The sequence below is a fragment of the Micrococcus lylae NBRC 15355 genome (assembly GCF_001570885.1).
Lineage (GTDB): Bacteria > Actinomycetota > Actinomycetes > Actinomycetales > Micrococcaceae > Micrococcus > Micrococcus lylae.
In genome coordinates this window covers 57,373-82,810 of record NZ_BCSN01000001.1, presented here as the reverse complement: position 1 = coordinate 82,810, position 25,438 = coordinate 57,373, and the positions used below count along the sequence as shown (strand labels likewise).

22 protein-coding genes and 1 tRNA gene are annotated in these 25,438 nt (G+C 71.1%); 4 read left to right on the top strand and 19 right to left on the bottom strand.

Annotation, left to right across the window (positions count from 1 at the left end; translation table 11 throughout):
* Window positions 1-52: 52 nt before the first annotated feature.
* From MLY01S_RS00340 to MLY01S_RS00260, 17 genes are all read right to left on the bottom strand, one after another.
* Window positions 53-922, bottom strand: coding sequence for a Bax inhibitor-1/YccA family protein (locus tag MLY01S_RS00340; protein ID WP_425339229.1), 870 nt, complete (start codon window positions 920-922; stop codon window positions 53-55).
* 260 nt (window positions 923-1,182) lie between these two features.
* Window positions 1,183-1,257, bottom strand: a tRNA-Leu gene (locus tag MLY01S_RS00335).
* Window positions 1,258-1,418: 161 nt separating this feature from the next.
* A complete protein-coding gene (locus MLY01S_RS00330) occupies window positions 1,419-2,840 on the bottom strand; it encodes an NAD(P)/FAD-dependent oxidoreductase (RefSeq protein WP_067188088.1) in 1,422 nt (473 codons plus the stop codon).
* A 37-nt stretch (window positions 2,841-2,877) separates the two neighbouring features.
* Complete coding sequence (locus MLY01S_RS13055) at window positions 2,878-4,434, bottom strand: DUF501 domain-containing protein (RefSeq protein WP_067188085.1); 1,557 nt, start codon at window positions 4,432-4,434, stop codon at window positions 2,878-2,880.
* Between the two features lie 169 nt (window positions 4,435-4,603).
* Window positions 4,604-5,629 (bottom strand): septum formation initiator family protein, encoded by a 1,026-nt coding sequence (locus MLY01S_RS12870; RefSeq protein WP_245232051.1) that lies wholly within the window; start codon window positions 5,627-5,629, stop codon window positions 4,604-4,606.
* A 210-nt stretch (window positions 5,630-5,839) separates the two neighbouring features.
* A complete protein-coding gene (gene eno / locus MLY01S_RS00315) occupies window positions 5,840-7,117 on the bottom strand; it encodes a phosphopyruvate hydratase (protein ID WP_067188082.1) in 1,278 nt (425 codons plus the stop codon).
* 53 nt (window positions 7,118-7,170) lie between these two features.
* Window positions 7,171-7,977: a MazG nucleotide pyrophosphohydrolase domain-containing protein gene (locus tag MLY01S_RS00310; protein WP_067188079.1), complete on the bottom strand. Its 807-nt coding sequence runs from the start codon at window positions 7,975-7,977 to the stop codon at window positions 7,171-7,173.
* 20 nt (window positions 7,978-7,997) lie between these two features.
* The gene (locus tag MLY01S_RS00305; protein ID WP_067188075.1) at window positions 7,998-9,218 is read right to left on the bottom strand and encodes an adenosine deaminase; all 1,221 of its coding nucleotides are present in this window, start codon (window positions 9,216-9,218) and stop codon (window positions 7,998-8,000) included.
* Between the two features lie 54 nt (window positions 9,219-9,272).
* The gene (locus MLY01S_RS00300; RefSeq protein ID WP_067188072.1) at window positions 9,273-9,914 is read right to left on the bottom strand and encodes a DedA family protein; all 642 of its coding nucleotides are present in this window, start codon (window positions 9,912-9,914) and stop codon (window positions 9,273-9,275) included.
* 16 nt (window positions 9,915-9,930) lie between these two features.
* Window positions 9,931-11,265 carry a thymidine phosphorylase gene (locus tag MLY01S_RS00295; RefSeq protein ID WP_067188069.1) on the bottom strand — a complete coding sequence of 445 codons (1,335 nt, stop codon included), beginning with the start codon at window positions 11,263-11,265 and terminating at the stop codon, window positions 9,931-9,933.
* 124 nt (window positions 11,266-11,389) lie between these two features.
* Window positions 11,390-11,797 carry a cytidine deaminase gene (locus MLY01S_RS00290; RefSeq protein ID WP_245232050.1) on the bottom strand — a complete coding sequence of 136 codons (408 nt, stop codon included), beginning with the start codon at window positions 11,795-11,797 and terminating at the stop codon, window positions 11,390-11,392.
* A 2-nt stretch (window positions 11,798-11,799) separates the two neighbouring features.
* Window positions 11,800-13,116, bottom strand: coding sequence for an ABC transporter permease (locus MLY01S_RS00285; protein WP_067188061.1), 1,317 nt, complete (start codon window positions 13,114-13,116; stop codon window positions 11,800-11,802).
* The gene (locus MLY01S_RS00280) at window positions 13,113-14,579 is read right to left on the bottom strand and encodes an ABC transporter permease (protein ID WP_067188058.1); all 1,467 of its coding nucleotides are present in this window, start codon (window positions 14,577-14,579) and stop codon (window positions 13,113-13,115) included. The genes MLY01S_RS00285 and MLY01S_RS00280 overlap by 4 nt, the downstream gene beginning before the upstream one ends.
* A complete protein-coding gene (locus MLY01S_RS00275; protein ID WP_067188055.1) occupies window positions 14,576-16,126 on the bottom strand; it encodes an ABC transporter ATP-binding protein in 1,551 nt (516 codons plus the stop codon). Before MLY01S_RS00275 ends, MLY01S_RS00280 begins: the two co-directional genes overlap by 4 nt.
* Window positions 16,127-16,244: 118 nt before the next feature.
* The gene (locus tag MLY01S_RS00270; protein WP_067188052.1) at window positions 16,245-17,381 is read right to left on the bottom strand and encodes a BMP family lipoprotein; all 1,137 of its coding nucleotides are present in this window, start codon (window positions 17,379-17,381) and stop codon (window positions 16,245-16,247) included.
* A gap of 294 nt (window positions 17,382-17,675) precedes the next feature.
* Entirely contained in the window at window positions 17,676-18,941 is a 1,266-nt protein-coding gene (locus MLY01S_RS00265; RefSeq protein WP_067188049.1) for an amidohydrolase, read from the bottom strand.
* A gap of 86 nt (window positions 18,942-19,027) precedes the next feature.
* The gene (locus MLY01S_RS00260; protein ID WP_067188046.1) at window positions 19,028-20,179 is read right to left on the bottom strand and encodes a mannose-1-phosphate guanylyltransferase; all 1,152 of its coding nucleotides are present in this window, start codon (window positions 20,177-20,179) and stop codon (window positions 19,028-19,030) included.
* 233 nt (window positions 20,180-20,412) lie between these two features.
* Between MLY01S_RS00260 and sdhC the strand changes: the two genes are divergently transcribed.
* From sdhC to MLY01S_RS00240, 4 genes are all read left to right on the top strand, one after another.
* A complete protein-coding gene (gene sdhC / locus MLY01S_RS00255) occupies window positions 20,413-20,817 on the top strand; it encodes a succinate dehydrogenase, cytochrome b556 subunit (RefSeq protein WP_082739465.1) in 405 nt (134 codons plus the stop codon).
* Between the two features lie 3 nt (window positions 20,818-20,820).
* Entirely contained in the window at window positions 20,821-21,303 is a 483-nt protein-coding gene (locus tag MLY01S_RS00250; protein ID WP_067188041.1) for a succinate dehydrogenase hydrophobic membrane anchor subunit, read from the top strand.
* Window positions 21,304-21,388: 85 nt separating this feature from the next.
* Complete coding sequence (gene sdhA / locus MLY01S_RS00245; protein ID WP_067188038.1) at window positions 21,389-23,176, top strand: succinate dehydrogenase flavoprotein subunit; 1,788 nt, start codon at window positions 21,389-21,391, stop codon at window positions 23,174-23,176.
* Window positions 23,176-23,964: a succinate dehydrogenase iron-sulfur subunit gene (locus tag MLY01S_RS00240; protein ID WP_067188035.1), complete on the top strand. Its 789-nt coding sequence runs from the start codon at window positions 23,176-23,178 to the stop codon at window positions 23,962-23,964. The genes sdhA and MLY01S_RS00240 overlap by 1 nt, the downstream gene beginning before the upstream one ends.
* Window positions 23,965-24,035: 71 nt before the next feature.
* Here the strand turns inward: MLY01S_RS00240 and MLY01S_RS00235 are convergent, their stop codons facing one another.
* Window positions 24,036-24,551, bottom strand: a complete 516-nt coding sequence (locus MLY01S_RS00235; protein ID WP_067188032.1) for a hypothetical protein — start codon at window positions 24,549-24,551, stop codon at window positions 24,036-24,038.
* 31 nt (window positions 24,552-24,582) lie between these two features.
* Complete coding sequence (locus tag MLY01S_RS00230; protein ID WP_067188029.1) at window positions 24,583-25,407, bottom strand: hypothetical protein; 825 nt, start codon at window positions 25,405-25,407, stop codon at window positions 24,583-24,585.
* Between the last annotated feature and the right edge of the window lie 31 nt (window positions 25,408-25,438).

Sequence of the window (25,438 nt, the reverse complement as noted above, 5' to 3'; positions counted from 1 at the left end):
AGGACGGGGGCTCCGGGGCCGGAGGCGGCGGGTGCCGCCCGGGCTCTGCGTGTCAGTCGTTGCTGCGCAGGATCGCGATGATGCGCAGAATCTCCACGTACAGCCAGATCAGGGTGACGGTCAGGCCGAACGCCACGGTCCAGGAGTACTTCTGCGGGGCGCCGTTGCGGACGCCCTGCTCCGCCATGCTGAAGTCCATGACCAGCGAGTAGGAGGCCAGCAGCACGGCGATGGCGCCGATGATCAGGCCGATCGGACCGTCACGCAGGCCGAACATGCCGTCGGTGACGCCCAGCAGGGACACCACGAGGTTCACGAGGCAGAACGCCAGGTAGCCGAGCATGGCGACCATGAAGATCTTGGTCATCTTCGGGGTCGGGCGGAACTTGCCCGAGGAGTACAGGGCCAGCACGACGGCGAACACGGAGAGGGTCGCCAGGACGGCCTGGATCACGATGCCGGAGAACTGGTACTCCAACATCATGGACAGGGCGCCGAGGAACAGGCCCTGCGCGCCGGCGTAGGCCAGGATCAGCGGAGCGGACGGCTCCTTCTTGAAGGAGTTGACCAGGCCGAGCACGAGGCCGACGATCGCGCCGACGATGCCGATGCTCGGGAACATCCAGCCGACGACGGCGCCGACGACCACCAGGACCAGGCACATGCCGGTCTTGCCGATGATGTCGTTGTAGGTCATGCGGCCGGTGTCGCCCGCGTGGGCGGCCGGGGCGTTGTACATGTCCTCGAGACGCTGCTCGCGCCCCTGCTGCTGGGCGTACTGGGTGGCCGCGTACTGGTCCTGGTACTGCTGGCCGCCCTGCCCCTGCTGCACGTAGGGGTTCTGCTGGGTCTGCTGACCGCCGCCGTACCAGCCGGGCTGCTGTCCGCCGCCCATCTGCTCCTGGAAGTTGCGGCTGTTCATCACCGGGTTCGCCACGGTGTGCTCCTTCACGATCGACTCGGCCCGGACCGCGCCGGGGCTGCGTCTGCGTGAGGCACCCGTCGGCGGACGGCGGGACGTTTTCCTGTCTGGAAGTCTACCGGTCCCCCGCGCGTCCGGGCAGGTCACCGGGCGAATTCTCTGCATCCTGGGACACCGTGTTCACAGAGAGCGGACGGCGGCGGCCGCGGCGGACCCGCCGTGGGCGCCCGGCATGCCTGATGTCCCGACGTCAGATCGCGTGCCCCCGGCGGGAGTCGAACCCGCACCGAAGACGATTTTAAGTCGCCTGCCTCTGCCAGTTGGGCCACGGGGGCGTGGCCGTCGCTCCCCTGACTGACGCACCGTGGGGCGCGCCGCCGAGGAGGCGACGACGCGACGACGGCGACCGTCCCCTGCGACAGGGGAGGCCGCCGTCGTCGTGGTCCCCCGAGACGCCCCGCGTGGGAGGCGACGTCAGGGGGTGGTGTTCACCGGATCAGGCCGAGGCCTTCTCCTTGTCCTCCAGCTGCTTCTTGGCGAAGCGGCCGAGGACCGGCGTGCCGCCGGCGGCCTTGAGGAAGGCGTTGCGCGGACGCTCCAGGTCGAACACGGCGGTGGTGTCACGGCCGAAGACGGTCTCCATGACGAAGCCGCCGAGCACGCGGGCCTTGCGCTCCAGCTGCGGCAGGGCCATCGCGTGGTAGCCGCGGTGGGCCAGCCAGGCGAGCGGGCCGAAGAGCTTCACGCCCATCGGGTTGCCGACGCCCTTGCCGAAGCCGAGGCCGGCCACGGCGCCGAGCGACTTGTGCTCGTACTCCTGGACCTCGCCCTCGCCGTGGCGCACGGCCAGGTAGTTGGCGACCAGGCGCTTGGCCTGACGGCCGGCGTGCTGGGCGTTCGGGACGCACATGCCGCCCGGGCCGGCACCGGTCAGGTCCGGCACGGCGCAGACGTCGCCGCAGCCCCAGGCGCCCTCGAGGACGCCGTTCTCGCCGTCCTTGACCTGGAGGGTCGCGGTGACCTCGATGCGGCCGCGCTCCTCGACCGGGAAGTCGGTGGACTTGGCCACGGAGTTGGCGGCCACGCCGGCGGTCCAGACCAGGGTGTCCGCGCCGAAGCGCTCCACCACGGACTTGTCCGCCATGGAGATGAGCTCCAGGACGCCACCCTCGGCGTTGCCCAGGGAGGTGTTCAGCAGCACCTCGATGCCGCGGCCGCGCAGGTGCTCGACGACCTGCTCGGCCTGATCCTCGGAGACCTCCGGCATGATGCGGCCCATGGCCTCGACCATGGCGATGCGGACCTCGGACTGGGACAGCTGCGGGTTGCGGGAGACGGCGTTGCGGATCAGGTCCTCCATCTCCGCGATGGCCTCCACGCCGGCGAAGCCGCCGCCGACCACCACGAAGGTCAGGGCGCGCTTGCGCTCCTCGCCGTCGGTCATGCGGGCGGCGGCGTCCAGGCGCTCCAGGATCTGGTTGCGCAGGGCGACGGCCTCCTCGACGGTCTTCAGGCCGATGCCGGCGTCGGCCAGGCCCGGGATCGGGAAGGTGCGGGTGGTGGCGCCGGCGGTCATCACGATGTCCTGGTAGGGCACCTCGAACTCGGAGCCGTCCGGGCCCTGCACGGTGGCGGTGCGGCGGGCGTGCTCCACCTTCACCACGGCGCCGCGCACGAGCTCGGCGTCCTTCAGGTGGGTGGCGTGGTCCACGACGGCGTGCCGGCCGTCGATGTGACCGCCCACGACCTCCGGCAGGAAGGGCTGATAGGTCATGTACGGCAGCGGGTCGACCACGGTCACGACGCCGCCGCGCTCCTTGATCTTCGTCTGCAGGGACTTGGCGATGTGGAAGCCGGCGTAGCCGCCGCCGACCACCAGGAGTCGGGGCTTGGGAGAAAGATCAGGGGTGACAGTCATGCCACCGATTCTAGGACCACCGAGTGGCGGCTGGAAATCAGTGGTCCTTCATGGACAGGACGATGCCGTCCAGGATGTCCCGCTCGCTGGTGACGACGTCCGTCACGCCCGCGACCTCACGCATGCGCTCGACGATGCGCGACCAGATCAGCGCGCCCGCCCCGATCACGTCCACGCGGCCCGGATGCATGAAGCCCATCGCCGCGCGCTCCTCACGGGAGGCGGTCCGCAGGGCGCGGGCCGAGGCGGTCACCTCGTCCACGGGCAGGACGGTGGCGTGGATCCGCTCGGAGTCATAGTCCTCCAGGCCCAGGGCGTGGGCCGTCACCGTGGTGACGGTGCCGGCCACCCCGACGACGGCACTCACCGTCTCGAGGGGAAGTCGCCCGGCGACGTGGTCCAGGATCTCGTCCACGCCGGCGGTAGCGGCGGTGACCTGGTCTTCGGTGGGGTCGGCGTCCGGGAGGAAGCGCTCGGTGAAGCGCACGCAGCCCATGTCCGTGGACACGGCGTCCACGACCTCGCCGGCGGCGGTGCCGACGACGAACTCCGTGGAGCCGCCGCCGAGGTCCACCACCAGGACGCGGTCCTGCGGGTCCAGGCCGGGCGGCAGCGCGGAGACGGCGCCGCGGAAGGACAGGGAGGCCTCCTCGGCGCCGGAGATGACCTCCGGCTCCACGCCGAGGCGCTGTGTCACGCCGTCCACGAAGACCTGGCGGTTCTGCACGTCCCGGGTGGCGGAGGTGGCCACGAACCGGACGGCACCGGCGTGGTGGCGCTGCACCAGGCGGGCGTAGGCGTCCACGGCGGCGAACGTCCGTTCCAGGGCCGCGGCGGAGAACTCGCCGGTGGCGTCCACGCCCTCGCCGAGGCGGACGATGGTCATCTCACGGACGACGTCCACCAGGGTCTCCGGGTCCTGCTCGTCCGGTCGGGCGATGAGCAGGCGGATGGAGTTGGTGCCGCAGTCGATGCCGGCCACGGTGACCTTCTTCAGGGCCTCGACCTTCTCCAGGTGCTTCACGTGGCGGGACAGGTCCTTGGTGGGGACTTCGGCGGAGGCGTCCCAGGCGCCGTCGCAGCGGCAGGCCTCCGGGGTCCACCACGGAGCGATCTTCTCCAGGGCCTCGTCGCCGAGGCGGTTGACGCCGGGTCCGGCGGCCAGGGAATGGCCGACCAGCACGTGCAGGCACTTGACGCGCTCGGGCATGCCGCCGGCGGAGATGCCGGCGATCTCCTTCACCTCGCCCACGCCGGAGAGCCGACCGATGCGGTCACGCTCGGCCAGGTAGGCCTCGTGCGCCTCGCGGTGGGCGGCGGCCAGCTCGGCGTCCTCGGCGAGGCGCTCGTTCATGCGGGTCATCTCCCCGTCCGCCTCGAGACGGGACACCGCCGCGGTGAGCACCGGGTGCGTCAGATAGAAGGTGGTGGGGAACGGGATGCCGTTGGACAGGCGGGGGGCCGTGGTGGCCACCAACGGGCTGCCGCACACGCAGCGGGCGCCGATCTCCACGACGTCTCGAACAGGTCGGCCCAGCTGCAGGGACAGGGTGTCCAGGTCCTGCTCGGTGACGGTGCGGTCAGCGGTGTTCATGTGGGGGTCCTCGTCAGGGTGCGGAAGGTGTGCGGTTCGGTGCTGTGCGGTTCGGTGCTGTGCGGTTCGGTGCTGTGCGGTTCGGTGCTGTGGTGCCGGGCATCGGTGCCGGCCCGCGGGCTGTGCGGTGGTCGGAGGTCCCGGCCGCCGGAGTGGAGGCCGACCCCGGTCACTCGGTGGCGGCGCGGACCACGGAGTCCCAGAGGCCTTCGGCCCAGGGCAGGTGCTCGTTCACCGGCTCCTCCTGGGCGTCGTCTGTCTCCTCGGGGACCTCCTCGATCCGATCCTGGCCGGTGACCATGTAGAGGGTCTCCCCCGGCATCACCAGGTCCAGGCGGTCGCGGGCCTGCTGGCGCACGAAGTCCGGGTCCTCCCAGCGGGCGATCCGCTCCTCGTACTCGGCCTTCTGCCGCTGCTGGTCTTCGATGTCCTGCTCGGCGGCCGCGATCTCCAGGGACTGGTTCAGGTACACCCGCAGCGTCGGGGCCATGAGGGTGGCGGCGATGAAGATCACCGCGATCACCACCAGCGAGCGACCGGTGACGGATCGCGCCGGCACCGGCTTCGGGGCGGGCTGGCGGCGGCGGGCGACATCCTGGGCCGCCTGCTCGGGCGTGCGTCCCGGGCCGAGGCGGCGCTGAGGGGAGCCGGACGGGCGGGCCCCGGCGGTGTGGGACCGGGCGGACGGGCGGGGATCGGGGGCCGACCCGGCGCCGCGCGAACCGCCTGCGGGGCGCAGGCGGGAGACAGTCGACCCCGGTTCGGTGGCGATGCGGGAGGAGGCGGTGGACGCGGGCGCGTCCGTTCCCCCTGCCGTCTCCCCGTCCTTCTCCGGGTCCTCCCCGTTTCTCCCGGGGTGCTCGGCGGAGTCCTTCACCTCGCGCTCGGCGACGATGCCGGCGGCGTCCTCACTGACGGAGGTCTCGGCGGCGTCCGCGGCGCGACGCAGCTCGACGACGTCTCCGCCCGCCGACCGCTCGCCCGCCGACGTCGCGTTCTCCTTCGCCGTCTCGCCGTCCGCGGCGCTGTGTTCGGCGGCGAGGTCCTCCGCGGTCTCGGCGGCCCTGCGCCGTACGGCGTCGTCCGCGGCCGCGCGGGCCTCCGCCGCCGCCTTGGCCTGCTCGGCCTCGGCGGCCTCCGCCCGGGCACGCTCGGCACCGGGCACGCGGGGCATGCGGGGGCGGCGGCTCACCATGGGGCGGGCTCCTTCGAGGAGGTCACGGGCGGGGATGTCCCCAGGGTAGTCGCCGCACCTGGACGGCAGCCGGGCTGACGCGCCGGGCCGCACGGCCCGTGCGGCCCCGGCCCGGACGCACCGAGGGCCCGCACGCTCGCAGCGTGGGGCCCTCGTGTGTCCCCTGCCGCCCGGCGGTCACCGGCGGGGCGGGGTCACTGCGTCGGTGGCTCAGCCCTGGAAGCGCGGGAAGGCGGTGCGGCCGGCGTAGACGGCGGCGTCGCCCAGCTCCTCCTCGATGCGCAGCAGCTGGTTGTACTTGGCCACGCGGTCCGAACGGGCCGGGGCGCCGGTCTTGATCTGGCCCGCGTTGGTGGCGACGGCCAGGTCCGCGATGAAGGTGTCCTCGGTCTCGCCGGAGCGGTGGGAGATCATGCAGTGGAACATGTGGCGCTGGGCCAGGGAGATGGCGTCGAAGGTCTCGGTCATGGAGCCGATCTGGTTGACCTTCACCAGCAGGGCGTTGCCGGCCTTCTCGTCGATGCCGCGCTGCAGGCGCTCCACGTTGGTCACGAAGAGGTCGTCGCCCACGAGCTGGACGCGGCCGCCGAGGGACTCGGTGAGCAGCTGCCAGCCCTCCCAGTCGTTCTCGTCGAGCGGGTCCTCGATGGAGACGATCGGGTAGTTGTCCACCAGCTCGGTGTAGTAGGCGGCCATCTGCTCGGCGGAGCGCTGCTCGCCCTCGAAGGTGTACCGGCCGTTCTCGCAGAACTCGGAGGAGGCCACGTCCAGGGCCAGGGCGATGTCCTCGCCGAGGGTGTACCCGGCGGCCTGGACCGCCTCGGCGATCAGGTCCAGGGCGGCACGGTTGGACTCGAGGTTCGGGGCGAAGCCGCCCTCGTCGCCCAGGCCGGTGCCCAGGCCCTTGTCCTGCAGCACCTTCTTCAGGGCGTGGTAGACCTCGGCGCCCCAGCGCAGGGCCTCCTTGAAGGTCGGCGCGCCGATCGGGGCGATCATGAACTCCTGGATGTCCACGTTGGAGTCGGCATGGGCGCCGCCGTTGAGGATGTTCATCATCGGCACCGGCAGCACGTGGGCGTTCGGGCCGCCCAGGTACTTGAAGAGCGGGAGCTCGGCGGACTGGGCGGCGGCCACGGCCACGGCCATGGACACGCCGAGGATGGCGTTGGCACCGACCTTGCCCTTGTTCGGGGTGCCGTCCAGATCCAGCATGGCGTAGTCGACCGCGCGCTGGTCCTCGGCGAAGGCCCCCTCGAGCTCGTCGGCGATCTCGTCGACGGCGGCGACGGCGTCCTGCACGCCCTTGCCGAGGTAGCGGCCCTTGTCGCCGTCACGGCGCTCGACGGCCTCGAACTCGCCCGTCGAGGCGCCCGACGGGACGGCGGCGCGGCCGACGGAGCCGTCGGTCAGCAGCACCTCCACCTCGACAGTGGGGTTGCCGCGGGAATCGAGGATCTCACGGGCCTGGATGGCGTCGATCAGAGCCATGGAGCAGTCTCCTTTGAATGCGGTGGTGGGTCCGGTGGCCTACGCCTGCAAGCTTACCGCGCGGGGTCCGGGCCCGGACCCCTGAGCCGCCGCCGCAGCGCGCGCTCCGGGTCCAGCCCCGCGGCCCGCGCGTGGCGGACGAGGGCGAAGAGCGCCTCGCCGAGCGCCGCCTCGTCGGCGAGCGCCTCGGCCAGGTGGTCCGGGGTCTGAGTGGGGGCCGGCAGCGGGTTCGGCTCGCGCCGGGCGGCGCGGTCGACGGCCTTGCCGGCGGCGGCGAGCGCCGGCAGGTGCGCGGGCAGGGAGGCGAGCAGGTCCGCCAGGGCCGCGTCCGCTGCACGGGTCTGCCCCGGCCGGTCCTCCCCCGGCGTTTCGACGACGGTCCCCTCCCCCGCCTGCCCGCTCCCCTCGGGAGCGGGGCCGGATGAACAGGAGGGCGGTGCGGCCGGCGGGGCTGAGGAGGCCTCGGCCTTCTCGGCGGCCTTGATGGACTCCCACTGGCGCTCGAGCTGCTCGACGGTGATCTCCCGCAGCTCGTCCGGCCGGCGGAGGGCACCGTCCGGGGTGAACACGTGCGGGTTGCGGCGCAGCATCTTGGCGGTGATCGCCTCGGCCACGTCCTCCATGGCGAAGGCGCCGCGGTCCTGGGCGATCGCCGAGTGCAGGACCACCTGGAAGAGCACGTCTCCGAGCTCAGAGCGGAGCGTGTCCTCGTCCGCGCCGGTCTCGATCGCCTCGACGGCCTCGTAGGCCTCCTCGACGAGATACTCCGTCAGCTGCGCATGTGTGAGCGCCCGGGTCCAGGGGCAGTGGAGGCGCAGCTGTGCCACCACCCACACCAGATGGTCGACCCGGGCACCCATGCTCGTCAGACGCTGTTGCGTCAGTCCTGCTCGGCGTCAGCGGACTCGTCGTCCGGCAGCTCGGCCAGGTGCGGGGCGTCCCCAGAGCCGGAGATCACCGGGTTCCAGGCGGCCACGAGCAGTTCGGCGAGCTCCTCCCGCTCCTCGACCGGCAGGAACGCGGCCTCGGCGGCGTTGAGCTGGAACTCCAGCAGCTGGGACAGGCTGTAGCCGAAGGTCTCGGCCAGCAGGTACAGCTCATCGGTCAGCGAGACGTCCGAGACGAGGCGGTTGTCCGTGTTCACGGTGATGCGGAACCCGAGCTGGACCAGCATGTCGATCGGGTGACCCTCGATGCCGGCGGCTGGGTCCACGGCACCGGTCTGCAGGTTCGAGGACGGGCAGACCTCCAGGGCGATCTGCCGGTCCCGCACCCACGCGGCGGTGGGGCCGAGCTCCACCAGGCCGGTGTCCGCGTCCAGCTGCTCGCCGTCCTCGTCCACCGCGCCGTACTCCACGCTGATGTCCTCGGCGATGCGCACGCCATGGCCCAGGCGCAGCGCACGGCCGTTGACGAGCGCGTCCTGCACGGAGGCCAGACCGTCGCCCTCACCGGCGTGCACGGTGGCCGGCAGGTGCTGGGCGGCCAGCCAGGTGAAGGTGTCCGCGAAGCGGGACGGCGGGAAGCCGGCCTCGGGGCCGGCGATGTCGAATCCGACCACGCCGCGGTCCCGGTGGCGCACGGCCAGCTCCGCGATCTGCTGGGCGCGGTCCGCGTGGCGCATGGCGGTGATGAGCTGGCCGACGGAGATGTCCTGGCCGTTGTCCACCGCGGCGGCGACGGCCTCGTCCAGGCCCTCCTGCACGGCCTCGACGGCCTCGTCCAGGGTCAGGCCGCCTTCCAGGTGCTGCTCGGGCGCCCAGCGGATCTCTCCGTAGACCACGCCGTCCTCCACGAGGTCCTCGACGAACTCGCGGGCCACGCGGCGCAGCTGCTCACGGGTCTGCATGACGGAGGTGGTCAGCGCGAACACCTCGAGGTACTTCTCCAGGGACTCGCCGTTGGCGTGGGAGTGGACCCAGGCGGCCAGCTCCTCCTCGGTCTCGGCCGGGACCGGCGTGCCGGCCTCCTTCGCCAGCTCCAGGACGGTGGCCACGCGCAGGCCGCCGTCCAGGTGGTCGTGCAGGGAGACCTTCGGCAGGGCGGCGAGGTCGATCTCGAGGGGGCTCGGGGCGTCGGCGGTGGGGATGCTCTCAGTCACGCCCCGGAGTCTACGGCAGGGGCCGGACGGGCAGGGAGCCGGACGACCCCCGGCTCAGGACGTGGGGCCGGTGCCGGGCGTCCGCCGCGCCACCGCCTGCTCGCGGCGGCTGAGGACCAGGTGGATGAGGCGGTCCAGCAGCAGGCCGACCACGAAGGCGCCGACCAGGGAGACGGCGACCTTCGCCAGCGGGGAGTCCAGCCAGCCGGTGGTCACGCGGGCGATCAGGATCGAGTACGCGGACCAGCACAGGCAGGCGATCGCGTCCAGCAGGACGAAGCGGAGGTAGGAGTACCGGGTGGCGCCGGCGGTGAGGTTCACGGCGACGCGTCCGCCCGGGATGAAGCGGGCGGTGAACAGCAGGAAGGCGCCGCGCCGGTCCAGGTTCCGGCGGGCCATGCCCATGGCCCCGGCCACGGCCTTGGAACGCATCCAGCGCCAGCGGTCGGCGCCGACGGTGCGGCCGATCAGGTAGGCGAGGTTGTCTCCGCAGAAGGCGCCGACCGCGCCCACCGCCCACAGGGCGGTGAGCGCGAACGGCTGGCCGTCCTTCACGATCGCGGCGAGCGCGACCAGGACGGACTCGGACGGGAAGGCCGGCACGATGCCGTCCAGCAGGCACAGCAGTCCCGTGACGGGCAGGACCCACCACTGGGCTGCGGCGTGGAGGATGAACTCCTCGAGCCAGGCGAGCACGACCTTCCCCGACCGCTCAGCGGATCTCGTCGAGGATGACGGAGCGGCCCCGCAGGGCGGCGGCGCGCTCGGCGTCGGCCTGCTCCACGGTCCAGCCGCCGGCCAGGGCGGCCCGGGCGCGCTCGAAGCGCTCCGGGGTGTCCGTGTGCAGGGTCATCACCGGCTGCCCGGCCCTGACCTCGTCGCCCGGACGGGCGTGCAGCTCCACACCGGCGCCGAACTGCACCGGCTGGCCCTGGCGCTCACGGCCGGCACCGAGGCGCCAGGCGGCCAGCCCCACGGCCATCGCGTCCAGCTCGGTGAGGACGCCGTCCGCCTCGGCGGTGACGGTCTCGGTGTGCTTCGCGGTGGGCAGCGCGGCCTTCGGGTCGCCGCCCTGGGCGGAGATCATGGCGTTCCACACGTCCATGGCCTTGCCGTTGGCGAGGTTCTCGGCCGGATCCACACCGGTGACGCCGGCGCCGGCCAGCATGTGGCGGGCCAGCTCCACGGTCAGCTCCACCACGTCGGCCGGGCCGCCGCCGGCGAGGACCTCCACGGACTCGCGCACCTCGAGCGCGTTGCCCGCGGTGAGGCCGAGGGGCACGGACATGTCCGTCAGCAGGGCGGTGGTGTTCACTCCCGCATCCCGGCCCAGGTCCACCATCGTGCGGGCCAGCTCCCGGGCCATGGACTCGTCCTTCATGAAGGCGCCGGAGCCGCACTTCACGTCCAGCACCAGGGTGCCGGTGCCCTCGGCGATCTTCTTGGACATGATCGAGGAGGCGATCAGCGGGATGGCCTCCACGGTGCCCGTGACGTCGCGCAGCGCGTAGAGGCGCTTGTCCGCCGGGGCCAGGCCGGACCCTGCGGCGCAGACGACCGCGCCGACCTCGCCGAGCTGGCGCATCATCTCCTCATTGGACAGCTCGGCGCGCCAGCCGGGGATGGACTCCATCTTGTCCAGGGTTCCGCCGGTGTGGCCGAGGCCGCGGCCGGACAGCTGCGGGACGGCCACCCCGTAGGAGGCCACCAGCGGGGCCAGCGGCAGGGTGATCTTGTCCCCCACACCGCCGGTGGAGTGCTTGTCCGAGGTCTCCAGCCTGCGACCGTCCGGGGCGGTCAGCCCGGAGAAGTCCATGCGCTCGCCCGAGGCGATCATCGCGTTCGTCCACTCCGCGATCTCCCGGCGCTGCATGCCGTTGAGGAAGATCGCCATGGCCAGGGCGGACATCTGCTCGTCCGCCACCACCTCACGGGTGTAGGCGTCCACGACCCAGTCGATCTGCTCACGGCTCAGCTCGTGGCCGTCGCGCTTGGCACGGATGACCTCGATCGCGTCGAAGGGCTCGGCGGCGGGGGCGTCGGTCATGGCGGCTCGGGATCCTTCCCTCGGAGACGTTCTCTGAAGACAACAGACTACGACGGCCGTCGCCGGCGAGGTGGGATGGCCTCGGAGGGCGGCGGCCGTCGTCGTGGTTCCGGCTGAGGGCGGCTCAGCCGGAGGCGGACTCCAGGTCCGCCGGACCGAAGGACTGCGGCAGCACCTCGTCCATGGTGAGCACGCCCGCCGGGGTCATCAGCAGCATCTGCGGGGCACGGTGCTCGGACAGCAGCTGGCGGCAGCGGCCGCACGGCATGATCACCTCGCCGTGCCCGTTCACGCAGACGAACGCGGCCAGCGTCCCGCCGCCTCCCATCATCAGGGCGGAGACGAGCGAGCACTCGGCGCACAGCGTGATGCCGTAGGACGCGTTCTCGATGTTGCAGCCGTTCACCGTACGGCCGTCGGCGGTCAGCGCGGCCGCGCCCACACGGTAGCCCGAGTACGGCACGTAGGCGTGCTGCAGGGCCTCCACGGCGGCCGCGGTCAGCGCCTCCCAGTCCACAGCGTTCGGCTCCACGGTCACTCCTTCACATACGGCGTGCCCGCCGCGGCCGGCCCGCGCGAGCGGCCCACCAGGCCGGCCACCGCGAACACGGTGACCACATACGGGAGCATCGCCATGAACTGGCTCGGCACCGGGGTGCCGAGGATGGCGAACACGTACTGCATGTTGGTGGCGAAGCCGAACAGCAGGGCGGCGAAGAACGCGCCGATCGGATTCCAGCGGCCGAAGATCACGGCGGCGAGGGCGATGAAGCCCTGGCCCGCGGTCATCTCCTTGGAGAAGGAGGACGCCGAGACGAGGGTGAAGAACGCGCCGCCCATGCCGGCCACCGCGCCGCCGAGCAGCACGTTGACGTAGCGGGTTCGCAGCACGTCGATGCCCACGGTGTCCGCGGCCTTCGGGTGCTCGCCCACGGCGCGCACGCGCAGGCCCCAGCGGGTGCGGAACAGGCCGAACCACAGCAGGCCGACGATCAGGTACATGCCGTAGCCGAGGATCGACTGATCGAACAGGATGCGGCCGATGATCGGGATCTCCGCGAGGAACGGGATGCGGATGTTCGGGAAATGCGGCGGCGAGTTCAGCTCGGACGAGTTCGGGGCCAGCACCGTGGAGAACAGGAAGCTGGTCAGGCCGATCACGAGCACGTTCAGCACGACGCCCACGATCACCTGGTTCACCAGGTACTTGATGGAGAACACGGCCAGCAGGCTGGAGACGGCCACGCCCGCGACGATCGCGGCGGCCAGGCCGATCCAGGCCGAGCCGGTGGCGGACCCGACCATCGCGGCGGTGAAGGCGCCGGCGAGCAGCTGGCCCTCGATCGCGATGTTGACCACGCCCGAGCGCTCGGACAGGATGCCGGCCATCGAGCCGAAGATCAGGGGCACGGCCAGAGCGAACGAGCCGGCGATCAGGCCGGTCAGGTACACGGAGTTGTTCGTTGCCGAGCCGACGACCCAGATGAGGAAGGCGGCCACGAAGGCGAACACGTACAGGCCGTTCAGCCACACCGGGTTCTTGCGGCCGGCGGCGGCGCGGACCCAGGCGAGGACCGTGATGGCGATCATCGCCAGGGTGAGGACCCACAGGGTCGGGGCGGCCGGCACGGTGACGGCCGCCAGCTCGATCAGGTCGCCCGGAGTGGCGATGCGGAACTCGGCGTCGTGCGCCGGGGCGCCGATCGCGAACAGGCCCAGGGAGAGCAGCGCGAAGACGGTCTGCAGGATCGGGGTGCTCCAGCTGCGCACCAGCGGCTTGTCGTCCTTGCCGCGGCGTGCGGCGTCCGGAGTCTCGGCCACGGTCTTCTTCTCAGCGGCGGTGGCGCTCATCGGGTCTCCCCCTTCTCGGAGGTCTGGGTGTCAGCACCGGCGGCCGGAGCCGGCTCGGCGGCGGTGGGTGCCGGGTCCGGGTCCTCCACACCGTCCGCGGCGGACTCGGCGGCCACGGCGGCCTCCTGGGTCTCCACGGACGGGACGGCCGCCTCGCCCGAGGCGCCCGCGACGGCGGCGCCGGCCACGGCCGGCTGGGTCACCGGGTCCGCGGTGCGGCGGGCCTTGGCGGCGCCCGGGGCGGGCAGGCGGAAGATGGTGCGCACCAGCGGCGGGGCGGCGATGAACAGCACGATGAAGGACTGCACCACCAGGACGATGTCGATCGGCACGCCGGTCTGGGTCTGCATCGTCACGCCGCCGGCGCGCAGGGCGCCGAACAGCAGGCCGGCGAAGAGGACGCCCACCGGGTTGGAGCGGCCCAGCAGGGCCACGGTGATGGCGTCGAAGCCGAAGGAACCGGCCACCGAGGTGTTCAGGGAGCCCTCGGTGCCGGACACGTGGGCCATGCCGGCCAGGCCGGCCAGGCCGCCGGAGACCGCCATGGCGGTGATGTAGGCGCCCTTCACGGAGATGCCGGCGGTGCGGGCGGCGGCCGGGTTGGCGCCGACCGCGCGCAAGCGGAAGCCAACGGTGGAGCGCTGCAGCAGCCACCAGGCGAAGGCGGTGGCCGCCAGCGCCAGGACGAAGCCCCAGTGCAGGCGGAAGCCCTCACCGAACAGCAGCGGGAAGCGGGCCTGCTGCGGCAGGAACTCCGAGACCGGGTTGGTGGTGCCCTCACGGCGCAGGACGTCCGTGTTCAGCAGGTACGCCAGCAGGTTCAGCGCCACGTAGTTCAGCATGATGGTGAGGATGACCTCGTGGGCGCCGGTGTAGGCCTTGAGCAGGCCGACCACAGAGCCCCAGAGCATGCCGCCGAGGACGCCCATGACCAGGACGACCAGCAGGTGCACGCCGAACGGCAGGTCCATGGAGACGCCGAACCAGGTGGCGAACATGGCTCCGAAGATGAACTGCCCCTGGCCACCGATGTTGAACAGGCCCGCCTTGAAGGCGATGGCGATGCCGAGGGAGATGATGATCAGCGGCGTCGCCACCGTCATGGTCTCGGTCAGCGGCCTGATCATGCCCTCGAAGTTCGAGGCCTCGTAGTTGAAGATCGCGCCGCGGAACAGGGCGAGGAACGCGCCCGAGAACGCGGACCACGCGGCCGCGAGCATGTCCGTCGGACGGCCGAAGAAGTAGCCGGCGGTCTCCTGCACATCTTCGTCGGTGACGACGATCAGCAGGCCGGAGATCAGCAGGGACAGGACGATGGCCAGCACGGTGACCGTGCCGTTGCCGGAGAGGATCTGGCGCATCACGGAGGCCTGGTCCGGCGCCGGACGGCCGGCGCCGGGCTGCGTGCCGGACGCCGTGCCCGGCGCCTCGGACGCCGTGGGCTGCGGGGCGGCGGTGCTCATGCGCGCGCTCCTTCCTGGGTCGGGGTGGAGCCGTCCGCGAGGACGACGTCGTCGGGGAGCTGGCCGGCCATCATGAGGCCGAGGTGGTCGCGCGAGGTGTCCCCCGGGACGATGCCGACGATCCGGCCGTGGTACATCACCGCGATCCGGTCGGCGAGCTCGAGGACCTCGTCCAGCTCGGTGGAGACGATCATGACGGGGGTGCCGGAATCGCGCTCGGCGATGATCCTGGAGTGGAGGAACTCGATCGAGCCCACGTCCACGCCGCGGGTCGGCTGGGAGGCGATGAACAGGGAGAGGTCGTCCACCAGCTCACGGGCCATGACGACCTTCTGCTGGTTGCCGCCCGAGAGCGTGCCGACCGGGATGTCCACGCCCTGGGTGCGGACGTCGAACTCCTCGACCTTCTCGGTGGCGAGGCGGCGGATGGCCTTCGGGTTCAGCTGCAGCGAGGTCCCGGCCGGAGCGGTGTCATAGCGGTTGAGCACCATGTTCTCCGCCACGGTGAACGTGCCCACGAGGCCGTCGGTGGAGCGGTCCTCCGGGACGAAGCCCACGCCGGCGCGGATGATCTGGCGGGTGGAGCGCCCGAGCAGCTCACGCCCGTCCAGGCGGATGGAGCCGGACGCCTTCTGCAGGCCCATGATGGCCTCGGTGAGCTCGGTCTGGCCGTTGCCCTGCACGCCGGCGATCGCGAGGACCTCGCCCTGGCGGATGCCGAAGGAGACGCCGTCCACGAGCACCTGGCCGGTGGGCGAGACCACGGTGAGGTCCTCCACGCAGAACGACTGATCGCCGAGGTTCGGCTCGGTCTTCTGGCGGTTGAGGACCACGTCGCGGCCCACCATGAGGGCGGCCAGCTCGGAGGCCTCGGCGGACGGGTCGGCGGTGCCGACCACGCGGCCGCGGCGGAGCACGGTGATCGTGTCCGAGATCGCCTTGACCTCGCGGAGCTTGTGGGAGATGAAGACGATCGCGGTGCCGTCGGCGCGCAGCTGCCGGATGATGTTCAGCAGCTCGTCGGTCTCCTGCGGGGTGAGCACGGCGGTCGGCTCGTCCAGGATGAGGATGCGGGCATCGCGGACGAGGGCCTTGATGATCTCCACGCGCTGCTGCACGCCGACCGGCAGGTCCTCGACGATCGCGTCCGGATCCACGTGGAAGCCGTACTGGTCCGAGATCTCACGGATCCTGCTGCGCGTGGCCTCGAGGTCCAGGACGCCGGCGGCCTTCGTGTACTCGTCGCCCAGTGCCACGTTCTCCGCCACGGTGAACACGGGCACCAGCATGAAGTGCTGGTGCACCATGCCGATGCCGGCGCGCATGGCCTCGCCGGGACCGGCGAAGGCGACCGGCTCGTCGTCGAGCAGGATCTCGCCCTCGGTGGGGTCGTACAGGCCGAAGAGCACGTTCATCAGGGTGGACTTGCCGGCGCCGTTCTCTCCGAGCAGGGTGTGCACCTGCCCGGACTCGACCACCAGGTCCACGTCCTCGTTCGCGGCGAACGTGCCGAACCGCTTCGTGATGCCGCGCAGCTCGAGCTTCATGGGGTGTTCTGTCTCCTCCATCCGGTCACGTGCCGGGGCTCCGGCACGCGGTGTGCGCGCCACGGGGCCGGACCCTGCTGTGCTGCCGGGTCCGGCCCCGTGGCGTTCAGGCGGCGTCTCAGCCCTCGTCGATCGAGGACTCGACCGTCACGTCGCCGTCGATGATCTGCTGCCGCAGGTCCTCGACCTCCTTCTTCAGGTCCTCGGGGACCTCGCCGTCGAAGTCGTGGTACGGGGCCAGGCCCACGCCCTCGTTCTCCAGGGTGCCCAGGTAGGCCTCGTGGGTGAACTCGCCCTTGAGGTCCTCGGCGATCACGTCGGTGACCGACTGGCCCATGTTCTTCATGACGGAGGTCAGGATGTACTGGCCCTTGTCGGTGGACTCGTAGCCGTCCGAGTCGACCCAGATCACCTTGACGCCCTTGTCCTCGCCGGCCTCCGCGACCGCGTCGAGGGTGCCCAGGCCCACCGGGCCGGCGACCGGCATGATGATGTCCGCGCCCTCGTTGATGAAGTTGGCGGTGTTGGTCTTGCCCGCGGCCTGGTTGGAGAAGTCGCCGATGAACGAGCCGGTCTTGGCGTCGTTGTCCCAGCCGAGGACCTTGACGTCCTCGTCCTTCTGCTCGTTGTAGTACTCGACGCCCTCGGCGAAGCCCTCCATGAAGATGGTCACGGTCGGAAGCTCCATGCCGCCGTAGGTGGCGACGGTGCCGGTCTCGGACATGCCCGCGGCCAGGTAGCCGGCCAGGAAGGCGGCCTGGGCGGTGTCGTAGGTCAGGTTCTGGACGTTGTCCGAGAAGCCGCCGTCGGTGACGTCGACGCCGAAGAAGTGGATGTCCGACTCCTTCTCGGCGATCGGCTTGATGGTGTCGCCGAGCATGAAGCCCACACCGAAGATGGAGTTGCAGCCGGCATCGACCATGGAGTTCACGTTCGGGGTGAATTCACCCGGCTCCTGGGACTCGGCCTCGCGGATCTTGATGCCGTAGTCGGACTCCGCGGCCTTCAGGCCCTCGTAGGAGGACTGGTTGAAGGAGCGGTCGTCGAAGCCGCCCTCGTCGGAGACGATGCAGGCGAGGTAGTCGGAGTTGTCGTCGCCGACCTCCGGGTCGGTGGAGACCTGGGCCTCGCCGTTGGCGTTGGAGTCGCCCTCCTCCGGCGGGGCGCCGCAGCCGGTGAGCAGCAGGCCCGAGACGGACAGGACGGCGGCGGGAAGCAGAAGGCGACGGGCCTTCTCGTCGGACAGGATGCCCATGGATTTCCTCACTTCACGTGATGCGATGACAATGCCCGGGGCACGGGCGTCCGCCCATGGACCGGGTTCGAGCGTGCCGCGCGCACGCGAAGGAGCACGCTCGTTACCCGTGAGTTTACCTTGAGTCCACACCTGTGGCACGGCGCACGACGACGGCCCCGCGCCCCCGCGTCGAAGCTGACCTCGAGCTGGGTGGACCCTGGGGGCGACGCGCGCGGGTCCTGGGTGCGGCGCGCACCCGGGGCGCGCCGCGAGTCCGGGGCGGGTGCCGTCGTCGGGGCGCGCCGGAGCCGCTCAGGGCCGCGGGGCGCGGAGCATCTCGCCGAGGGCCGCGGAGACGAACACGCGCATGCCGGTGCCCAGGGCACGCTCGTCCGGGGCGTAGTCGCCGCGGTGCAGGTCGTAGTCGATGCCGCCCGGGGTGCGGGTGCCCAGGCGCAGCATGGAGCCGGGGACCTTCTGGGTCATCCACGCGAAGTCCTCCCCGCCCATGGACTGCGGGGTCAGCTGGATGGCCGCGGAGCCGAGCTCACGGCGGGCGGCCGACTCGATCAGGGCGGTCTCGGCCTCGGCGTTGTCCACCGGCGGCACTCCGCGGATGTGCTCGAGCTCCACCTCCACGCCGTACGGCGCGGCCACCTGGGTGACGACCTCGTCCAGCAGTTCGCCGGCCTCCTCCCAGACCGCGGCGTCCAGGCAGCGCATGGTGCCGGACAGGCGACCGGTGGAGTCGATCGCGTTCGGGGCGGAGCCGGCGGAGATCTGGCCCCACACCACGGACACGGCGGAACGGACGTCGAGGCGGCGCGAGAGCACGGCCGGGACGTTCACCGCGATCTGGGACAGGGCGAACACCATGTCCTCCGTCAGGTGCGGGCGCGAGGTGTGGCCGCCGCGGCCCGTCAGCGTGATGCGGATGGTGTCCGCCGCCGAGGTGATGGCGCCGATGCGGGTGCCGATCGTGCCGACGTCGAAGCGCGGCTCGCAGTGCGCGGCCAGGATGCGCGGCAGCCCCTCGAGGACGCCCTGCTCGATCACGTGCAGGGCGCCGCCTGGCTGCTGCTCCTCGGCGGGCTGGAAGATGATGCGGACCCGGCCGCGGGCGCGGGCGCCGGCCTCCTTCAGGTCCTCGTCCACCACCTGCCCGGTGAGGATGCGGTGCAGGGCCACGGCGGTGCCGGCCATCACCGAGGTGTGCATGTCATGGCCGCAGGCGTGGGCCAGGCCGTGGCGCCTCGAGGCGTAGGGCAGGCCGGTGAGCTCCTCGACCGGCAGCGCGTCGATGTCCGCACGCAGGCCGAGCACCAGCGGTCCCTCGCCGACCTCCACGAAGCAGCCGGTGTCCGCCAGCTGCACGGGCTCCAGCCCGGCGCCGCGGAGGAACTCCATGACCTTCCGGGTGGTCTCGTGCTCCTCGAAGCCGAGCTCCGGCTCCTGGTGGATGGACCGGCGCAGCACGCGCACCTCGCCCTCCAGGGCCTCGACCGCCGAGGAGACGGTGGGGACGTCGGGTGCGGTCTTGCGGTGCGGGAAGGCGGAGCTCTCGATGGTGCCGGTCATGTCACCGCAGGGTAGCGCAGAGACCCCCGCGACGTTCACGTGGTGTTCACATCGCGGGGGCCTCGCGTCATCTGGGGCGCGCCGGGTCAGAGGACGTCGTCGGCGCCCTCGGCCTTGAGGGACTCCACCGCCTTCTTCACGTCCTGGGCGCGGTCCGTGGTGGTGACCAGCAGGGCGTCGCCGGTGTCCACCACCACGACGTCCTCGATGCCGATCAGGGCGATCACGCGGTCCGAGTCGGTGACGACCACCCCGGAGGCCTCCGAGGAGTACACGCGCGGGGTGTCGCCGATGACCGTGATGCCGGAGCCGTCCTTGACCGGGTTCAGGCGGGCGATGGCGGCGAAGTCGCCCACGTCGTCCCAGGTGAAGTCGCCTGGGACCACGGCCACGTCCCCGGCGGCGGCGGCCGGCTCGGCCACCGCGTAGTCGATGGCGGTCTTCTTCAGCGTCGGCCAGACCTCTGCGAGGACCTCCTGACGACGGTCCGTGTCCCAGGCCTGCGCGATGGCCATCAGGCCGGCGTGCAGCTCGGGCTCGTGCTCCTCGAGGTGCTGCAGCATCAGCGTCACCGGGGCCACGAACATGCCGGCGTTCCACAGGTACTTTCCGGAGCGGACGTACTGCGCCGCGACCTTCGCGTCCGGCTTCTCCACGAACGCGGCGACGTCGAAGGCGTGCGGGGCGTCCTGCAGGCGCAGCGAACGGCCGCGACGGATGTAGCCGAAACCGGTGGCCGGGTGGGTCGGCGTGATGCCGATGGTGACGATCTTGCCGGTGGCCGCGGTGACGACCGCCTCTTCCACGACCTTCTGGAAGTCCTCGAGCGGAGAGATCACCTGATCCGCGGCGAACGAGCCCATGATGGTGTCCGGGTCCCGCAGCGAGAGGATCGCGGCGGCCAGGCCGATCGCGGCCGCGGAGTCCTTCGGCTCCGGCTCCAGGACGAAGTCGTCCTCCCCCAGCTCCGGGAGCTGACGGGCCACGGCGTCGCGGTGCACCTGGCCGGTGACGACCATCATCCCGGCGCCGGCCAGCGGCTCCAGGCGGTCCCAGGTCGCACGGATCAGGGTCTGGCCCGAGCCGGTGAGGTCATGCAGGAACTTCGGCGCGGCGGCGCGGGACAGCGGCCACAGGCGGGTGCCCACGCCTCCGGCCGGGATCACGGCGTGGAAGCGGGACAGGGCCTCGGCGGCGGCGTCGGACTGCGGCGCAGGCGCGGTGCTCTCGTTCTTCACGGGGTCCACTCTACGGAACGCAGTGCCCCGTCGAGCGGACCGATGCCCCGGCGGTGGACAGTGCCCTGCACACCGCGGCGCGGGGGCGCCGTGTCACACAGCCGCCCCCGGAACCCGGCGGAGGCCGGGGAGGGTCTATCCTGGAAGGTGGAATCGACTCGCACCCCAGCCCCCTGCCCGCCCGCCCACGGACGCGCACCGGGCCAGTGCATTTCCCTGGGAGGTAATCAACCGTGACTAGTGCCACTGCACAGGCCCCGGCCAAAAACGGCCGCGGGACCCTGTATCGCGGCTACGGCGGGATGTGGTCCTGGGTGGGCCACCGCATCACCGGCGTCGTGATCTTCTTCTACCTGCTCGTCCACGTGCTGGACACCTCGCTCGTGCGCGTCTCCCCGGAGGCCTACGACGCGGTGATCGGCTCGTACAAGAACCCGCTCTTCGCTCTCGGCGAGGCGGGTCTGGTGGCTGCCGTGCTGTTCCACGCGCTGAACGGCCTGCGCATCATCCTCGTGGACTTCTGGAAGGGCGGCACGAAGCATCAGAAGACCCTCCTGTGGGTCGTCCTGGGACTCTGGGTCGTCCTCACCCTCGGCTTCTGCGTCCGCCACTTCATGCTGGCCTTTGGAGGTATGTGATCCATGAGCACCGCTGCTGAGACCACGATCGCCGCTCCGCGCTCCACACGCGTCGACGCGAAGTACACCCGCGACAAGGGCAAGAAGGGCAACTTCGAGATGTTCGCATGGCTGTTCATGCGCGTCTCCGGCGTGATCCTCGTCGTCCTGGTCTTCGGGCACCTGTTCTCGAACCTGATGCTCGGCGAGGGCATCCACGGCGTCGACTTCGGCTTCGTCGCCGGCAAGTGGGCCGACCCGATCTGGATGTTCTGGGACCTCGTGATGCTGTGGCTGGCGATGCTGCACGGAGCCAACGGCGTCCGCACCATCATCAACGACTACGCCCAGCGCGACGGCGTCCGCTTCTGGCTGTCCATGATCCTGTACGTGGCCACCGCCGCCATCATCATCCTCGGCACCCTGGTGATCTTCACCTTCGAGCCGTGCATGGTGGACGCCACCGGCCAGCTGCTGTCCGGCACCCCGGCCTTCTGCGCCGGCTGACCGCACACCGACGTCTGACGCTTGCGACGCCGCCCGCACCGACGCGGAGCGGACGTCCACACGAAACGGAAGAGAGAACCTGAGAATGCAGGTACACAAGTACGACGTGGTGATCGTCGGCGCCGGTGGCGCAGGCATGCGTGCCGCCATCGAGTCGGGCCAGCGTGCCCGCACCGCCGTGCTCACCAAGATCTACCCGACGCGCTCGCACACCGGTGCGGCCCAGGGCGGCATGTGCGCCGCGCTGGCGAACGTCGAGGAGGACAACTGGGAGTGGCACACCTTCGACACCATCAAGGGCGGTGACTACCTGGTCGACCAGGACGCCGCCGAGGTGATGGCGAAGGAGGCCATCGACGCGGTCCTCGACCTCGAGAAGATGGGTCTGCCCTTCAACCGCACCCCGGAGGGCAAGATCGACCAGCGCCGCTTCGGCGGCCACACCCGCGACCACGGCAAGGCCCCGGTCCGCCGCGCCTGCTACGCCGCGGACCGCACCGGCCACATGATCCTCCAGACGCTCTACCAGAACTGCGTCAAGCACAACGTGGAGTTCTACAACGAGTTCTACGCGCTGGACCTGCTCCTGGTGGACGAGGACGCGACCCGCGAGGACGGCTCCTCCTACACCCAGAAGCGCGTGGCCGGCGTCGTGTCCTACGAGCTCGCCACCGGCGAGATCCACGTCTTCCAGGCCAAGTCGGTCGTGTTCGCCACCGGCGGCGCCGGCAAGGTCTTCAAGACCACCTCGAACGCCCACACCCTCACCGGCGACGGCATGGCCATCGCCTACCGTGCGGGCCTGCCGCTCGAGGACATGGAGTTCGTGCAGTTCCACCCGACCGGCCTGGCCGGCCTGGGCATCCTCCTGTCCGAGGCGGCCCGCGGCGAGGGCGGCATCCTCCGCAACGCGGACGGCGAGCGCTTCATGGAGCGCTACGCCCCGACCATCAAGGACCTGGCGCCGCGCGACATCGTGGCCCGCTCCATGGCCGAGGAGGTCCGCCAGGGCCGCGGCTGCGGTCCGAACAAGGACTACGTGCTGCTCGACCTGACCCACCTGGAGCCGGCGCACATCGACGCCAAGCTCCCGGACATCACCGAGTTCGCCCGCACCTACCTGGGCGTGGAGCCGTACACGGAGCCGGTGCCGGTCTTCCCGACCTGCCACTACTTCATGGGCGGCATCCCCACCACCGTCAAGGGCGAGGTCCTCCAGGACAACGACACGATCGTCCCGGGCCTCTTCGCCGCCGGCGAGGTCGCCTGTGTGTCCGTGCACGGCTCGAACCGCCTCGGCACCAACTCCCTGCTCGACATCAACGTGTTCGGCCGTCGCGCCGGCATCTTCGCCGCCGAGTACGCGCACGACGCCGAGTTCGTCGAGCTGCCGGAGAACGGCGAGGCCCGTGTGGTGGAGCAGATCGAGAGCCTGCGCTCCGCCACCGGCACCGAGAAGGTGGCCGCGCTGCGCTCGCGCCTCCAGGAGGTCATGGACGCCGACATGCAGGTGTTCCGCACCGAGGAGTCCATCCGCCGCGCCCTGGCCGAGATCGAGGACCTGCGCGAGCGCTACCTCAACATCTCCGTGCAGGACAAGGGCAAGCGCTTCAACCTCGACCTGCTCGAGGGCATGGAGCTGGGCTACCTGCTGGACATCGCCGAGGCCATGACCCTGGCGGCCCTGGGCCGCAAGGAGTCCCGCGGCGGCCACTACCGCGAGGACTACCCGGACCGCGACGACGCCAACTTCATGGCGCACACCATGATCTACCGCGACGAGACCGCCGAGATGGAGGGCGTGAAGGGCATCCGGTTCGAGACCAAGCCCGTCGTCGTCACCCGTTACCAGCCGATGGAGCGTAAGTACTGATGAGCACCGTGAACGAGACCGCCGAGCCGGCCTCCAAGGTCGAGCTGAACCAGTCGGGCGACGGCGCCGGCGCCGTCGAGAGCTTCGACATCATCCTCAAGGTCCGCCGCTACGTGCCGGAGACCTCTGAGGAGTCGTACTGGGACGAGTGGAAGCTCACCATGTACGGCACCGACCGTGTCCTGGACGCGCTGCACAAGGTCAAGTGGGAGCACGACGGCTCCCTGACCTTCCGCCGTTCCTGCGCCCACGGCATCTGCGGCTCCGATGCCATGCGCATCAACGGCCGCAACCGCCTGGCCTGCAAGACTCTGCTGAAGGACCTGGACCTGTCCAAGCCCATCACGGTCGAGGCCATCAAGGGCCTGCCGGTGGAGAAGGACCTGATCGTGGACATGGAGCCGTTCTTCCAGTCCTACCGTGAGATCATGCCCTTCCTGGTCACCTCGGGCCACGAGCCGACCCGTGAGCGCTACCAGTCCCAGAAGGACCGTGAGATATACGACGACACCACGAAGTGCATCCTCTGCGCCGCGTGCACCTCGTCCTGCCCGGTGTTCTGGACCGACGGCCAGTACTTCGGTCCGGCCGCGATCGTCAACGCGCACCGCTTCATCTTCGACTCCCGTGATGAGGCCGGCGACATGCGCCTGGAGATCCTCAACGACAAGGAGGGCGTGTGGCGCTGCCGCACCACCTTCAACTGCTCGGAGGCGTGCCCGCGCGGCATCCAGGTGACCAAGGCGATCGCCGAGGTCAAGCAGGCCATCCTGGCCCGCTCCTTCTGATCCTGACGATCACACGAAGGGCCCGCCGTCCCGTTCCGGGGCGGCGGGCCCTTCGGCGTTTCCTGGTCAGGTCAGCCGTTGAGAGCCTCGCGCACCGTCTGCGAGTGCGCCACGAGCAGCCACAGGGCGCAGGCCACGAGCATGGCTCCGACAAGCACCAGGACGACCGCTCCGGCCGCGCCGGCGGTGAGGACCATCGTGCCGCCGTCCACGGCCCAGAACGCGGCCGTGAAAGCGCCCACCACGGTCAGGACGCTGCCGACCCAGCGCACAGGACGCCAGGGGCGGCGCACCAGCCACACGAGCAGCGCGGTGAGCGCCAGCAGGACGGCGCCCACGAGCACGGCGTCCAGCACGGTGCTCTGTGCCGCCGCCACGTCCGCGGCGGTGGGCTCGACGGTTCCCCAGTTTCGGGAGGTCAGCAGGGCGCGCACGTAACCGGGGTCCCGGTTCAGCAGGACGGTGCCCACCGAGGCCGCGGCGGACACGAGCCCGGCGGCCACGGTGGCCGACGACAGACGCCGCAGCCCCTGCTCCACGAAGGGATGGCGGGCTGCGGCGTCGTGCGCGATGAGGAAGGAGTCCATGGACTCCATGGTGCCAGGGGAAGCGGACGGCTCAGGACATGAGCGCGCGCTGCTCCAGGTAGCGGGAGATCTGGCCGTTGAAGGCGAGCACCAGCCACCAGATGTCCACGGCCACGGAGACCAGGCTGACGACGGCCGAGAACATGCCGGCACCGCCCATGAAGGGCAGGGCGAACAGACTCGGGAGCGTGAAGACCAGGGCGAGGATCGCGAAGACGATGCCGGTGACGCGGGCCCAGTTCCTCCGACCGCGAAGGCCGAAGTACACGAGCAGGTAGAGGCCGACGACCACGAGCATCCAGAAGGCCATGAACGCCATGCCCATGCCGGTCACGATGCCCAACACCTGGTCGATCGACTCCAGCTGGTCCGCACTCAGCTGCCGGCCCTGCTCGGCGATGGACTCGTCGATCATGGAGCGGAAGCCGGCGGCGTCCCCGAGCATCAGGAAGCCCGGGACGGCGGACACCACGTAGACGGCCAGCGAGACCAGCGTGGCGGTCAGCAGGGCGCGGTACTTCGGCGGCTCCTCGAGCCGTTGCATCCCGTAGGCCTCGTACGGCGTGGTGCCGTAGCGGTCGCCGGGCGGCGGCTGCTGCGGCCAGCCCTGCGGCGGCTGGCCGTACCCGCCGTGCGGAGGCTGGCCGTACCCGCCGTGCGGCGGCTGGCCGTACCCGCCCTGCGGCGGCCGGCCGTGAGCGTTCTGCGGGCGGCCCGGGCCCATGCCGTAGGCGCCCTGGCCGGTCGGCCCGTAGTCCGGGCGTGACTGCCGGTCCTGGCCCTGCGGGGGCACGCCGTAGGGCCCCCTTCCCTCCGGGTCCTGCCCGTAGGACGGGCGGTCGTTCTGCTCGGGCATGTGATTCCTCTCGGTTCTCTCGGGCGGTCTG